Raw genomic sequence first — 15,031 nt, forward strand, 5'->3', positions numbered from 1 at the left:
TTAAGGTTCTTTGCTCCAAATTATTTTTCCCGTATACAGTTGCTTTTTATAAAGTAAAATCATCTGTAATCACCTCCAACCCTTCCACAAACCGGTTCGAAACTTGTAACCGTGTGCCCGCATCAAAAGGCAAACCCCGCTATTTAGCGGGGTTTTTTGTTTTGAAGGAAACGGTCCAAGCCGCCGAGGCTTGAGGCCGTAGACTGAAAAACAAAAAAGAAACCCGATGAAGAAGGGTTTGCCTTTTGATGCAGGAACTCCCTTTATGGGATCATGGAATAATCCCTCCCTCTCCACAAATTGGGACAGCTCTTGAAAGCACTTCATTTTCAAGGGCTTTTTCATGGGCAAAGGTTCGAACATATAGTTGCCAAACCCTGTTCTTTCAATAAGAAATTCAATACCAATCACTTAAAGGTTCGAATCCCTTTGATAGGTATTACCAGTATTCTACTGGTATTTTACTATACAGAAGATTTGTGTGTAAGATGGCTGTAAAAAAACCAAAGGCATTCAAAGTTATGGCGCCATGAATGCCTCGGTTGATGGGCCTTTGGACCCGCTCTTATGGGCAGGCCGAATGATCGTTACTTTGTTCCGAGCTTAGGAAGTCCCCTGGTACGCAACATTTCATTGGCTTTTTCCAATTTTTCAGGAAAAAGTACTTTGTCGCTGAACTTGTTAAGGGTCTTGTCGACCTTAACAATGGGCACCTTCTTCTTATTCAGATCCTTGATCTTCATGTCATAAAGTTACGGACTTTTCCGCTTTACCAAAAATCCACGGTATTCTTTTCCCTTTCGAAACCGTTCCCATCCGTCTTCCATCTCTCCATATATGTCAAAGTCGCTTTTCACTTCAGACAGGTACTTTGCAATACCCATGCGGTACAACCGGGTTCTGGTTGTGGTGCTTCCGGTGGCATATACCCATGCATCGGGATTCTTGTCGGTAAAGGCATAAACAGTGGCTACCACCGTAGCCAACACCTGCTCGCTGTCGCCATTATTTGAAATCACCTTGTCATTGATCCCGCCAGTATTCTGATCCTTATCGCCAAAGGCCAGGTTGTATACATCTTTCAGGTTGGTCGGGGTGAACTGCACCAGCTTGGGAATTTCACCACCCGGCCCTGAGCTAATGAATTCAAAGGTGGTCAGTTTATTGTCCGAGGCAAGCGGGTAACGGGGTAATTTCATTGTGAGGTCAGTTGTTTATCAAATCTCATCCTGTAGACTCATCTACGGTCATTTGAGGGAAGTCATTAGCCCTTGTCATCATGTAAAAATAGCATTTATCACCCCCAACCCTTCCCGAAACCGGTTCGAAACTTGTAACCGTGTGCCCGCCTTCGCCCGCCATAGTCCCGTTTTTACGGGACGACGGCGGGCTTTTTTATGCATTTCCCATAAGGTTTTCAACAGATATTATGCGGACTTCGGCGGACAAAGTCCGCAAATACAGTGTGAGCATATGGCAACAGCATACAGGTCTAAATCCGCAGGGCCTTTACTTCACTGCAGCCCCCCTACCCGGGATCAACGGAGCAAAGCGAAGTTAATCACGCAAAAACAGTGTGCAGGTGCCGATGAGATGGCCGGACGAAGGTTGCGCCTTTGCCCAACAAGGAATAAACATGTTGTGATTCTGACCAAAAATTAATAATCTTGGAATCGCTGCAGTATATGTATGCGGGTCTCTGATAATTTGAAAAACCGGAGGCCGACACCATGAAGCAGGTTATCATGAAAAGGGTAGCTCATATTAGCATGCCAAAGAGATGTAACCGACTCGCATCAATGTAATCTTATGAAGGCTAAATATACTTTCCTGCTTCTTGCATGTACTTTGTCCTTATCCTCATACGTGTTCCGTCACGATGGCGATAATTCCGGTGTAGCACCACATTCACCACCCAACCCCGCCTTTTCCGTTTCCGGGCTTTGCTTCGGAGACACAACTCATTTCGAGAATTATACGATCCTTGGTTTCAATTATATGTGGACCGTTACAAATATCAACGGCGATACCATTTTCACCTCCGACTCAATTTCACCATCCTACTACTTTGACACACCCGGAACATATACCGTTGAGCTGATGGCCGACAACGGACATGTGGTGGCGATTACATCGGACTTAACCATCGGCGACAGCCTGTACGCCGATTTTGCGATACAAACGTGTACCAGTAACGGCATGCGTTTCACTACTCGCTCAGGATGTGCAGACCATTACCAATGGATTTTTCCGGATGGAAGCACCTCTGATCTGCCAGCTCCGGAATATAAGTTTGATAGCCTGGGAACGTATGCAGTACAGCTCATTGCTTATAATGGTTCTGCAAGCGATACCCTAACCAGGAGTATCCTGGTCGAAGACCTGGGCATCCCTACGGGAGAGTTCACATACACCCAATCAAAAAGAACAGGATACTTCACACCACTGGACAAAGACGGACAGCATTACTACTGGGAATTCGGAGATGGCACCTCCATTGATACAACTGCGCCGGTCACCATTACCCATACGTACCTGGAGGATGATGACATATTCACCTACCCGGTGAGCTTGCTTGTAAGCAATAAATGTGGCCTGGCTTCGAAACAGAAGATGTTTGATGAAACACAAACCACCTCCATCGGGGAGGTATCCTCCGAGATAACCTTATGTGTTTTTCCAAACCCCAGTGAAGGGATGTTCACCATAAACGGATGGAAAGAAAACCAGTCATTTCACATCCGGATATTTGACCTGGAAGGCAGAATGGTATTTGAAAATGCCAGGCAGTCGTCAACAAACATTGACCTGAAACATTCCATTGCCCCTGGCATTTACTATCTGCAAATGACCTCCGATACCCGGCAAGCCCATGCCAGGATATTGATCCGGTAAAATACCCACCGGTTACCGGATCAGTGTCAGGTAGCCTGTTCGGATAAAATGATTGTTACCGTAACATTCCCCTGTTACAATTACATAGTAGGTCCCCTCCGCCGCAGGTCGTCCATGGACATGGCCATCCCACACATCCTGATCGCTGTCCGACCTGTAGATCAATTGTCCCCAACGATTATAAACTTCCATCTCAAAGCTTTTCACTAAGCCATTTATACCGAAATGATCATTCCACCCATCGTCATTCGGAGTGAATACGTTTGGAAAACGAACGGCTTCTTTATTACATCTGGCAACGAATATGGTAACCGAATCCATCGCCTTGCACCCAATGGAATCACTAACAATCAACCGGTAAGTTGTCGTTGAATCCGGTGTTGCAACCGGATCACGACAAGTGGTGCAACTCAAACCTGTGGACGGCATCCATTGATAAGATGTACCTCCGAATCCCCTGAGTTGTGCCTTTCCTCCAGCTACGATAATTGTGTCTCTTCCGGCATCAGCAATCGGGTCGTTAACATTTACCTGAAACTTTTGAAGAAAAGAAATACATGCCCCGTCCATCCCCGCAGCCAGGTAAGACCCGGATTGTGCGGGGTGAATCACAATGTACGGTACTGTCGAGGTATCTATACCTTCGGGCGATGTCCACAAGTACCATCCCGCGCTATCCGTGGCCATGATCAGGGTGCTGTCTCCGCTGCATATAACCGTTCCTGCCTGCTCAATCGTGTCCGGCATGATGTTCCATTTCATCACCGCCGGCTGATACCCCTTGCCATTGATCTTTTTTGATTCGTATACATTCGCCGTCAAAGGGAAGTCAGAGGAAGTTGAGGTTGCGGAAACGATCAAACCTGTTTGCAGTCCAGGAATAAGCGCTGTGCGAACCATAAAGTCATTGCCTGTGCCACCTATGTATGTGACGCCTCCGCAATCCACCTGGGTGCCGTTGCGACTCAGGTGTGCCAGGAAAATATCCTGGGCGCCGGCATGTGATGACTGATACGATCTTCCACTTGTGGGCAAGTCTTCTGAGTCCGTTTGGCCGGCAAGATAAATGGAACCATCGGCATCAATTTGTACATCCTGTCCCTGATCATTGCCCACCCCACCGAAATAGGTGGACATATCCAATTGCACACCATTGGATGTCAAACGAGCTACAAATGCATCTTCCGGACCTTTCAGGGTTGATTGATAGGCGCCTGGGGAAGCAGGAAAATCGGAAGAAGAGGTGTTGCCGGTCACAATCACATTGTCAACGCTATCCGATTTTATCTGACTGATCACTTCGGAATCACTGCCACCAAGATAGGTTGAGAACCGAATGTTCTTTGTTGCCAGATCAATTGCCAGAAGAAATCCATCCTGACTGCCCTTCAAGGTTTTTTGAACAGCAAATGGGCTGACCATATAGTCTGCCGACGAGGTTCTCCCTCCAACAACCAAGACATTGTTCCCCAATGCCAATCCATAAGCATGTTCATCTGAAGCACCACCCCAATAGCTGCCAAATAACAATGTGCCACCCGAGCTATCGAGCTGACAAATAAAAGCATCATCTTTTCCACCATTGGTGGGTTGTATGGCATTCGGGGAAACCGGGAAGTTCAGTGATGTGGTGCGACCGGTCACATAAACCTCACCCATTGAGTTAACGGCAATATCCTCGCCAGTATCATCGCCCAGACCTCCGGGATGAGTTGCCCATACTTTTTTTGACCCGTCGGCACTCAGCTTCACCACAAATGCGCTGTGTCCGGTAATGCTGGTTGATTGAAAAGCGCCCGATGTAGTGGGAAAATCCGTGGAAGCCGTATGCCCGGTAATAAATACTTCCCCATTGGCATTCACCTCTATGGCATTGGCATAATCGTCACCGGATCCACCTATGTAAGTCGCATATATCAGGCTCTTGGCATCCTGGGTTAGTTTTGCCACAAAAGCATCGCTACCATAATTACCCGAACCTCCGAACTGCGTTTGTGCAGCACCGGGAGTAACCGGCATGGTAGAATCACAGCGTCCCGCCAGATATATGAAGCCAGCGGAATCAACGGCAACATCCGATACTTCATTCAGCGTACCCACTGACGTTGCCTTAAGAAAAGTAGACCATCGGAGAGAAAAAGGCCCGACAACATTCTGACCATAGCCTGAATCCGTCATTGCCAGTAAAACCATAACCAGGTATGTAAACCGCACGAAGAATGTACGCATATGCTAAAGTTAAGAATATCCGTAGTGCGAAACAGAAGCCCGCATTACTACCTTCTTGCCCCACAGGAGGGTAGAAATATCAAAAGGATAAACCATTTGCGCATGCGGCAACGGCATACAGGTCCAAACCGTAAGCTTTCGCGATCCAATTTTCACCTCCCGGTATGCTCACACCTTATACCCACCTGCCTGTACGTTGGCCTACGAAGGGTTGGCAGGCTGTTGCTAATGAGATGGTCTATTAATATTGACAAACCCAACATTCTTCAAAGAAAGATGATATTCATCATTTTTCCGTTCATAATAAACTTGTACTTTCGTTTTTAAGGATCAGATTCATGACAAAAAGCCTTGCCATATTTCTTGCAGTATTAATGCTTGTCTCCAATCTTAGTATTACACTGGGCAAGCATTACTGCGGAGGGAAAGCAGTGAAAACAGCCTTTTCACTGGGGCCTCATGAGCTTGGTTGTGGAATGGCCACCATGGACACTCCCTGCAAAGATTTCTCGCAAGAGCAAGCAGTGAAAAGAAAGAGGTGTTGTGAAAACAAGTACCTCCGGATCAGTGTGGAGAACAACTACGATCCACCTGCGAATATCAAGGCCAACATCAGCCCGGAATTTATTTCCGCATTCTTTTCCACTTATCTTTCCTTTTACACCTCCCATGAACGAGAACAGATCCAGTATCTGAACTACTCTCCGCCTTTGCTAAGCCGGGACATCCCAGTCCTTGTTCAGTCCTTCCTGATTTGATGGCAAGATGATTTGATGTTGTGATGGTTGATAAATAACACCCATCCTTCACAACGTGCCTATGTATTTGATGTGGGCAAACGTCATGTCGTTGTACCATTAAATCATCATCCTGTTGTTAAATCGTATCATTCGTTACTTTCTTGATAACAAGTTAGTCACACTCTTAGTCATTATTCTATTTGTCGGTTGGGGGTTGGTAACTGCACCTTTCGGATGGAAATTCGATCTGTTGCCGTCTGATCCGGTAGCCGTAGACGCCATTCCTGACATCGGAGAAAATCAACAGATCGTGTTTACACAGTGGATGGGCAGGTCTCCGCAGGACATTGAGGATCAGATAACCTATCCGTTAACCACTTCCTTGTTAGGGATTCCAGGGGTAAAGTCTATCCGCAGCTCTTCCATCTTCGGGTTTAGCAGCATCTATATCATTTTTAATGAAGACATAGACTTTTATTGGTCCCGCTCCCGCATACTGGAAAAGCTCAACTCATTGCCTTCCGGATTATTACCCGATGGCGTTCAACCCTCATTGGGTCCGGATGCTACGGCGTTAGGGCAGGTATACTGGTACACATTGGAGGGCAGGGACAAAGATGGTAACCCTACCGGCGGATGGGATTTACATGAGATACGAACGGTCCAGGATTTCTTTGTCAAGTATGGTTTAAATGCGGTTGACGGCGTATCAGAAGTGGCTTCCATCGGTGGCTTTGTTCAGGAATACCAGATTGATGTCAATCCCGATGCACTGAAGGTGTATGACATACCGCTGCACTCGGTGATGATGGCAGTAAAAAAATCCAACAAGGATGTGGGAGCCAAAACCATTGAGATCAATCAGGCTGAATACCTGGTCAGGGGGTTAGGCTATATCAAATCAATCGAAGACCTGGAGAAGGCTGTGGTAGCTGTTCATGACAATGTGCCTATTCGCATCAAAGACATTGGGGTAGTTACATTGGGACCGGCTACAAGAAGAGGGTTGCTGGATAAAGATGGCGCGGAAGTGGTAGGCGGTGTTGTCGTTGCCAGATATGGCTCCAACCCATTACAAGTGATTAATGGTGTCAAGGAAAAAATAACCGAAATAGCTCCCGGGTTACCAAAGAAGACATTGGCCAATGGTGTTGAAAGCCAGCTCACCATTGTACCGTTTTATGATCGCACCCAACTCATTCACGAAACGCTTGGAACTTTAGAGGAAGCGCTTTCACTGGAACTGCTTATTACCATTCTGGTGGTCATTGTAATGGTGCTGAATCTACGTGCCTCAATTTTAATATCCGGTTTGTTGCCCATTGCGATCCTGATGGTCTTTATCGCCATGCGCTACTTCGGAGTAGACGCTAATATTGTGGCCCTTTCCGGAATTGCCATTGCCATAGGAACAATGGTGGACCTGGGCATTGTCCTGTCAGAAAACGTCATCAAACACCTGGATGAAGTCCCACCCGGACAAAAACTCATAGATACGATATATAATGCAGCAGCTGAAGTTAGCTCAGCCATTGTAACCGCTGTATCCACGACCATTGTGAGTTTTATTCCCGTATTCACCATGGAAGCAGCCGAAGGAAAATTGTTCCGGCCACTGGCATTTACCAAAACCTTTGCATTGGTCTCCTCCCTTATCGTGGCACTGATCATTTTACCCACCCTGGCACATTGGTTCTTTGGTATTGGTTTCACAAATAAAAGATCAAGATGGATCAGAAACATTGTCCTGATTTTCGGAGGAGTTATGCTTCTGTTATTTGGCTACTTCTGGGCAGGATGGACCTTGACCACTTTTGGCGTTTTTAATTTACTGAAAGACGTACAGGGCGATAAGGTTGATTCATCAAATCATTACATCATCAACCCTGATCATCTCTGTGATATCGGTGACATGGCTACTGGCTGATTACTGGATGCCACTGGGAGCTGGCAAGTCACTACTATTGAATTTCCTTTTTGTTGCATTCATTGTATTCACCGTCCTGTTTTCCTTTTACCTGCTGGAACGTTATTACACCCGCATCCTTCATTGGTGTCTGGCTAACAAAGGAAAGTTTCTACTGATCCCTGCCTTCATAATTCTGTGGGGAACAATTATCTGGGTTGGCTTCGTCAACGTCTTCGGTTTTGTAGCCAAAGGTTTTGACAAACTCGACATCAATATCCGCACAACATCGGTGTGGTCAACAATGGCGCATAACTTTCCCGGAACAGGCAAAGAATTTATGCCCTCTCTGGATGAAGGGAGTTTTCTCCTCATGCCCACGTCCATGCCTCATGCAGGAATCGAGCAAAACAAGCGGGTGGTCCAACAGCTGGATATGCTGCTGGCGAATATTCCGGAGGTTGAACTATCTGTAGGCAAAATGGGCCGGGTGGAATCTGCACTGGACCCCGCCCCTATTTCCATGTATGAGAATATCATCAATTACAAACCGGAATACATGGTGAATGAAAAAGGCCACAGGGTCAGGTTCAAGGTCGATCACCAGAATAGGTTTACTCTTTCTTCAGGAGATACATTAACCAATGAAGAAGCCTTGACACAGGGCATTACAGTTGATGAGTTAATACCTGATAAATCCGGAATGTATTTCCGCAACTGGCGAGCACATATTCATTCACCGGACGACGTCTGGAAGGAGATCGCAAAGGTGACCAACATTCCCGGTGTAACGTCCGCACCAAAGTTGCAACCCATTGAAACCAGACTGGTCATGCTCCAAACGGGTATGCGGGCACCTATGGGGATCAAGGTGTTTGGCCCTGACCTGAAAACCATTGAAGACTTCGGGATGAAACTTGAAGGGATCTTGAGGGAAGTACCGTCGGTAAAGTCTGAAGCCGTGTTCGCAGATCGCATCGTAGGCAAACCATACCTGCACCTGAATATTAACCGTGATGCCATTGCCCGATATGGATTGAGCATTGATGATGTTCAACAGACCATTGAAACGGCCATCGGTGGGATGAAGATTTCTTCAACCGTGGAAGGCAGGGAACGATTTCCTGTCAGGGTACGCTACCCAAGAGAACTAAGAGATGACCCTGATGAATTGAAAAAAGTACTTATCCCTACACCCGTCGGGGTACAGGTTCCATTGGGTGAACTGGTGGATGTAACCTACGTTCGTGGCCCACAAATGATCAAAAGTGAAAATACCTTCCTGGTTGGTTATGTGCTGCTGGATAAGAAGGAAGGTTATGCTGAAGTAGATGTGGTGAACGAGGCACAACGCTTTATTCAGAACAAAATTCATCAGGGAGAACTGGTCGTTCCCTCTGGTGTGAGCTACAAATTCTCAGGCAGCTATGAAAACCAGGTGAGGGCAGAAAAGCGGTTGTCCATCATCGTGCCACTGGTGATGGTCATCATTTTCCTCATCCTGTATTTCCAGTTCCGTTCGGTAAGTACCTCGCTGATGATTTTTACCGGTATTGCCATGGCCTTTAGCGGAGCATTTCTGATGTTGTGGTTATACGGACAGGGGTGGTTCGCTAATTTCTCCATATTCGGCAGCAATCTCCGGGAACTATTTCAGATGCATCCCATCAACCTGAGCGTAGCTGTTTGGGTAGGATTTATTGCCTTATTCGGCATTGCCACTGATGATGGTGTTTTGATGGGGACCTACCTCGATCAGAGCTTTGCAAGGAACAAAACCAATACGGTGCCGGAAATCAGAAAAGCAGTCGTGGAGGCCGGATTAAGGAGAATACGACCAGCCATTATGACATCGGCTACCACCATCATTGCTTTATTGCCGGTGCTGACTTCAACCGGTCGTGGAGCTGACATCATGATACCGATGGCTATTCCTGCATTTGGAGGTATGATCGTAGCGTCTATCACCTACTTCATTGTTCCGGTACTTTATTGCCTGAGGGAGGAAAGGAAGCTAAATAAAAATAAGGTTGATGTAAATGGAAATAGATAGAAATAAAGTTGCAATAAATGGAAACAAAAACATATATCACACTTAAAGATCTGGAGGTTTATCAATTATCGAGACAACTTTCAGCTTTAGCCTGGGAAATATATTCCAAACTGAATTATGAGGAAAAGAAAATTATGGGAGATCAGTTCATTCGCTCGATTGATTCGGTAGGAGCTAATATTTCAGAAGGATATGCTCGTTACCATTATCTTGATAAAGTAAGGTTTTATCATATATCAAGAGGATCTCTTTCAGAAGCCTGTCAGCATTGGGCAGAATTGATGATCGAAAGAAAGGTTATCGATCAGGCCATATTCAACTCTATACAAGAAGTATACAAATCTCTGGAAGTAAAACTGAACAACTTTATTTCTTCCACATTGAAAACCAAAGCACAGAAATGAAAACAACTTATTTCTACATATTTCTATTTATCTCTACCATAAATCCATGTATTTCACAAAACCTGGATGAATACCTGAAAGCAGCTGCAGAGAATAATCCCGGACTAAAGGCAAAATATGCTGAGTTTGAAGCAGCCATGCAACGGGTGGTACAAGTCAATACACTTCCGGATCCAACGCTGTCTTTCGGCTACTTTATCAGTCCTGTAGAAACAAGGGTTGGCCCGCAACGGGCAAAATTTGGTCTTTCACAAATGTTCCCCTGGTTTGGAACCCTTGCAGCCAAAGGTGAAATGACTTCCTTAATGGCAGAAGCCAAATACCAGGAGTTTCTCAACGCAAAAAATGAGTTGTACTATCATGTAAAAGCGGCCTGGTATCCATTGTATGAGACGAACAAACTCATCCTGCTCCAACAGGAGAACATTGAAATCCTGACCACCTTTAAACAAATAGCGACTACCTCTTTCAAGAACGGGCAAGGCAGTATGACAGATGCCATACGTACGGATATTATGATGGAGAACATACAAACAGACATCAGGCTTCTACAGGATAAAAAAACACCTCTGCGCGCCCGCTTCAACACCTTATTAAACAGGCCGGACACGATTCAGATCACTATGCCTGATTCCATTGTGCTGAATGTCATTGAAACTGCATACAGGAAAGATAGCCTGCTGTCTGCCAATCCCATACTGGAAGCCTTTAACTTAAAACTGAGATCCGCCCTGGCGCAAGAGGAGGTGGCACGCAAACAAGGATTACCCAAATTTGGTGTAGGGCTCGATTATGTAGTCGTTGGAGAAGGTACCATGACCGTTCCGAATAATGGCAAAGACGTGCTGATGCCGATGGTCAGTATGAGCCTGCCCATATTCAGAGGCAAATATAAGGCCGCGGTAAAGGAGGCGCAGTTTACTCAAACAGCTATTGCCTCTGCTAAAACAGATTTTGAAAATGGCCTGATCAGCACTTATGAAATGACATGGTTTGAATTGGACAGGGCCAGCCAGCTTATAACACTTTATCACTCACAAACTGAAAAAACGAACCAGGTACTCAACCTTCTGTTAACCGCCTATAGTAACTCAGGGAAAGACTTTGAAGAGGTATTACGGATGCAACAGGAGCTACTAAAATATCAAATGGCTGAAACGACTGCCATTAAAGACTATTACACAGCTTTGGCCAAACTTGATTATTTAACGGCAAAATCGGAATAACATGAAGAATCTTAACAGAAAGACCGTCTATATTGCACTGGGGACCTTGATCACAGGTTTCTTTTTAGGCTGGGGTTTCTTTGGTGGAACTCCCGAAAGTACAGTCAACAAACACCAGCATATTAGCTCTGAAAAGACCATTTGGACATGCTCAATGCATCCCCAGATAAGGCAGTCTGAGCCCGGCAAATGCCCGATATGCGGCATGGATCTGATTCCGCTTAACACCGACCATTCTGAAGAAAATTCAATGGAAATCAGGATGTCCCCAACCGCCATGCAGCTTGCGAACGTGCAAACCTCCATAATCACCAGGCAAAAACCAGTGCAGGAAGTACGCATGAATGGGAAAGTAAAAGCTGATGAACGCGAAATAGCTTCTCAATCTTCACATATACCTGGTCGCATTGAAAAACTCATGGTAAGTTATACGGGTGAACAGGTAAGCAAAGGGCAGGTTTTGGCTTATATCTATTCACCCGAACTGGTTACCACCCAGGAAGAACTGTTTGAAGCCCGGAAAGTCAAGGACAAACAACCTCAGTTATACCAGGCTGCCAGGGGTAAACTTCTGAATTGGAAGTTAACCGATAAGCAAATTGACAACATATTGGAAGCGGGTGAGCCACAGGAGCAGTTTCCCTTACGGGCAGATGTATCGGGTGTGGTATTAAACAAAAAAGTGAATCTGGGGGATTATGTAAAAAAAGGACAAGCACTTTTTGAAGTGGCGGACCTTTCCAAAATATGGGTATTGTTTGATATCTACGAAAGCGATTTACCATGGATAAAAAAGGACGATGAGGTGTTCTTCAGTATTCCGTCTTTACCAGGTGAAACCTTTAAAGGGAGGATCACTTTCGTTGATCCGGTGATCAACCCCAGAACCAGGGTAGCCGCCGCAAGACTGGAAATGGCCAACCCCGGCATGAAGCTCAAGCCGGATATGTTTGCAGTGGGAATTGCAAAAAGCCCGATACAACAAATGGAGAAAGAGCTGATTGTTCCCAAATCAGCTGTGATGTGGACTGGTGAACGGTCGGTGGTTTACATCAAACAAAGCAGCGAATCCGGTATCAGCTTTATGATGCGGGAAATTACCCTGGGCCCTGCTCTGGGAGATAGCTACATTGTTAAAGATGGCATTGAAGAAGGGGTCGAAATTGCAACCAATGGCACCTTCAGCATTGACGCAGCAGCACAGCTGGCAGGCAAGCCCAGTATGATGAATCCCGGAGGCGGACCGGTATCAATGGGGCACAACCATGCCGGTCTGCCGGATGGACCGGGAAGCATGTTCGCAGGCAATGAATCCTCACCTCATGCTAAAACCATATCCATCAGCAAGAAAGCAAAAGAAGCCTTGCTTCCTATTTTTCAGGAATACCTGACACTAAAAGATGCACTGGTAACTGATGACCTTGAAAAGAGCAAGCACGCAGCCGCAGCGCTACTGAGTAACTTCAAAAAGGTCAGCATGGGACTATTTACAGGAGAAGCCCACAACGTATGGATGCAACATAGTGAAGCTGCAGAAACACTTCTTAAATCCATTAATAACGCCTCGGATATCGGGGAAGCCAGACAACATTTCAAAAAATTGTCGGATCAGCTCATTATGCTGGCAATAACCTTCGGACCTTTTGAAAAGGAACTATATATCCAGCATTGTCCAATGGCCAATAACAACAAAGGTGCGGACTGGATAAGTGGAGAAAAGCAAATACAAAATCCCTATTTCGGTGAAAGCATGATCGGTTGCGGAAAGATTACCAAACAAATCAAATAAATACCATGAAAGACGTTCAAAAATTTTCAACCAATATCAACTGCAATGGCTGCGTCACGGCCGTAACAGAAACACTAAATCGTTTGGCCGGCGAAGGTCACTGGAATGTTGACACGAACAGCGAACAAAAGATTTTGACTGTCGAAGGAAATGCAGATGGCAATGAAATAATTAACCAACTGAATATAATCGGCTATACAGCTGAGATATTAGAAAACTAATCAAGTAACATTTTAAACCAAACATCATGAAAACAACACTTAAACCAATTATTGCAATGGCCTTTTATGCGGCCATGTTAACCGGGATGGTATCATGTGGAAACTCAGAAACACATCAGCCAAAAGAATCCATTGATGAGGATCATATGCAGCATGATCATGCCGAATATATTTGCCCCATGAAATGTGAGGGAGACAATACATATCATGAGCCCGGAAACTGCCCTGAATGCGGTATGAAAATGGTCACACTGGAGGAAATGAAAAAGATGCATCAGGAAGATCACGATCATGAAAGTGAAATGCATAACAATCAAGAGTAGGCGTTTTCATCACGCCAACCGGTCTGACAAAGGATGTACTGTCGATACATTTTACACCTCCTCGCCCCGACCTTACCGGGGAGGGGGTGTGGAGCCGACTGTTCTACTTGAATAGATCGGGCTCAATATCCAATCATCCCACGTTCCATACATCCAATGATATTTCAAACAAATGAAAAAGATACTTGTACCTACAGACTTTTCCGATTGCGCCAGGGCTGCGGAAGACATCGGCCTGGAAGTTGCAAAAAGGGCCAATGCAGAAATTCATTTCCTGCATTTAATCATGACGCCGGTAGATTGGGTAAAACTGCCACTTGAAAAAGAAAAGCTATACCCGGAAACCAAAGCGCAAATCGGATATGCTAAAAATGAATTGGCAAAACTCATAAAGCGTTCGGAAAAACTCGGATTGAAAGCCGACCAGATTCTCTCCTTCAACAAAGGGCGGGAAGAAATTGATCTGCATATCAAACAGCACCAACACGATTTTATAGTTATGGGGTCTCACGGAACCAATGGATTGAGGGAGATCATTGGCTCTAATACACAAAAGGTAGTCCGTCATTCAAAGGCTCCCGTATTGGTGGTGAAAACAAAACCAAAAAAGCTTGCGATAAAGAATATTGTATTCGCAGCAAATTTCAAAGAAGATGTACACAAACCCTTTCTGAAGGTTGTTGATTTTGCGAACCTGATGAAAGCACAGATTCACCTGCTCTATGTAAACATGCCCTTCAGTTTCAGGGAAACGGATGAAGCTGAAGCAGACATGCAGGCCTTTCTAAAAAAATGCCCGGCGGGTACATGCACCGTTAATACATACAATGCGTTGAATGAAGAAAGAGGCATCCAAAAATTTGCAGCGTCAATCAAGGCTGATATGATCGCCATGACCACACATGGCAAAACCGGCTTTATGAAAATGATTTCTCCCAGTATTACTGAAAGCCTGGTCAATCATACCAACATGCCAATACTAAGCGTGAATGTAAATAGCAAATAGCCTATGAAACGGTTACAAGATCTTACCAAAGAAATCTATGAATTGACCTTAAAGATCGAACAGGAATATCCAGAGTTATACCAATACCTTGATGAAACGCCGGTAACTATTCCATCCTACGATCATCCCAAACTGGATATTAAAAACTTTTCTGATTACCTGGATAGCCTGAAACAGCTACTTGAACATCATATTGAAAACCATCAAACACCAAAAAAGTAATGGAAACCGCCGGGATA

Annotated in this window: 15 protein-coding genes; 12 read left to right on the forward strand and 3 right to left on the reverse strand. The window is 45.2% G+C overall.

Annotated features, from left to right (window positions below; translation table 11 throughout):
- On the forward strand, positions 1-194 hold a 194-nt coding region (locus tag KDD36_11820), incomplete at its 5' end, for a hypothetical protein (protein MCB0397338.1).
- A 393-nt stretch (positions 195-587) separates the two neighbouring features.
- Here KDD36_11820 and KDD36_11825 read toward each other — a convergent pair.
- Positions 588-743 carry a hypothetical protein gene (locus KDD36_11825; protein MCB0397339.1) on the reverse strand — a complete coding sequence of 52 codons (156 nt, stop codon included), beginning with the start codon at positions 741-743 and terminating at the stop codon, positions 588-590.
- 9 nt (positions 744-752) lie between these two features.
- Complete coding sequence (locus KDD36_11830; protein MCB0397340.1) at positions 753-1,199, reverse strand: hypothetical protein; 447 nt, start codon at positions 1,197-1,199, stop codon at positions 753-755.
- Positions 1,200-1,809: 610 nt separating this feature from the next.
- On the opposite strand from KDD36_11830, the gene KDD36_11835 reads away from it, so the two are divergent.
- Positions 1,810-2,895 carry a PKD domain-containing protein gene (locus tag KDD36_11835; GenBank protein MCB0397341.1) on the forward strand — a complete coding sequence of 362 codons (1,086 nt, stop codon included), beginning with the start codon at positions 1,810-1,812 and terminating at the stop codon, positions 2,893-2,895.
- Positions 2,896-2,907: 12 nt separating this feature from the next.
- On the opposite strand, the gene KDD36_11840 is transcribed toward KDD36_11835, so the two are convergent.
- Positions 2,908-5,124, reverse strand: coding sequence for a gliding motility-associated C-terminal domain-containing protein (locus KDD36_11840; GenBank protein ID MCB0397342.1), 2,217 nt, complete (start codon positions 5,122-5,124; stop codon positions 2,908-2,910).
- Positions 5,125-5,462: 338 nt separating this feature from the next.
- Between KDD36_11840 and KDD36_11845 the strand changes: the two genes are divergently transcribed.
- The 10 genes from KDD36_11845 (at position 5,463) to KDD36_11890 (ending at position 15,014) form a co-directional block, all read left to right on the forward strand.
- Positions 5,463-5,882 (forward strand): hypothetical protein, encoded by a 420-nt coding sequence (locus KDD36_11845; protein MCB0397343.1) that lies wholly within the window; start codon positions 5,463-5,465, stop codon positions 5,880-5,882.
- 115 nt (positions 5,883-5,997) lie between these two features.
- The gene (locus tag KDD36_11850) at positions 5,998-7,791 is read left to right on the forward strand and encodes an efflux RND transporter permease subunit (protein MCB0397344.1); all 1,794 of its coding nucleotides are present in this window, start codon (positions 5,998-6,000) and stop codon (positions 7,789-7,791) included.
- Positions 7,792-8,074: 283 nt separating this feature from the next.
- Positions 8,075-9,823, forward strand: coding sequence for an efflux RND transporter permease subunit (locus tag KDD36_11855; GenBank protein MCB0397345.1), 1,749 nt, complete (start codon positions 8,075-8,077; stop codon positions 9,821-9,823).
- A 17-nt stretch (positions 9,824-9,840) separates the two neighbouring features.
- Positions 9,841-10,227, forward strand: coding sequence for a four helix bundle protein (locus KDD36_11860; protein MCB0397346.1), 387 nt, complete (start codon positions 9,841-9,843; stop codon positions 10,225-10,227).
- A complete protein-coding gene (locus KDD36_11865) occupies positions 10,224-11,453 on the forward strand; it encodes a TolC family protein (protein ID MCB0397347.1) in 1,230 nt (409 codons plus the stop codon). The genes KDD36_11860 and KDD36_11865 overlap by 4 nt, the downstream gene beginning before the upstream one ends.
- Position 11,454: 1 nt before the next feature.
- Positions 11,455-13,242 (forward strand): efflux RND transporter periplasmic adaptor subunit, encoded by a 1,788-nt coding sequence (locus KDD36_11870; GenBank protein MCB0397348.1) that lies wholly within the window; start codon positions 11,455-11,457, stop codon positions 13,240-13,242.
- Positions 13,243-13,247: 5 nt separating this feature from the next.
- Positions 13,248-13,463 carry a hypothetical protein gene (locus tag KDD36_11875; GenBank protein ID MCB0397349.1) on the forward strand — a complete coding sequence of 72 codons (216 nt, stop codon included), beginning with the start codon at positions 13,248-13,250 and terminating at the stop codon, positions 13,461-13,463.
- Between the two features lie 26 nt (positions 13,464-13,489).
- The gene (locus KDD36_11880; protein MCB0397350.1) at positions 13,490-13,786 is read left to right on the forward strand and encodes a hypothetical protein; all 297 of its coding nucleotides are present in this window, start codon (positions 13,490-13,492) and stop codon (positions 13,784-13,786) included.
- A gap of 172 nt (positions 13,787-13,958) precedes the next feature.
- Complete coding sequence (locus tag KDD36_11885) at positions 13,959-14,792, forward strand: universal stress protein (GenBank protein ID MCB0397351.1); 834 nt, start codon at positions 13,959-13,961, stop codon at positions 14,790-14,792.
- A gap of 3 nt (positions 14,793-14,795) precedes the next feature.
- Positions 14,796-15,014, forward strand: a complete 219-nt coding sequence (locus tag KDD36_11890; protein ID MCB0397352.1) for a hypothetical protein — start codon at positions 14,796-14,798, stop codon at positions 15,012-15,014.
- Positions 15,015-15,031: the final 17 nt, after the last annotated feature.

The sequence above is a fragment of the Flavobacteriales bacterium genome, from assembly GCA_020435415.1.
Lineage (GTDB): Bacteria > Bacteroidota > Bacteroidia > JACJYZ01 > JACJYZ01 > JACJYZ01.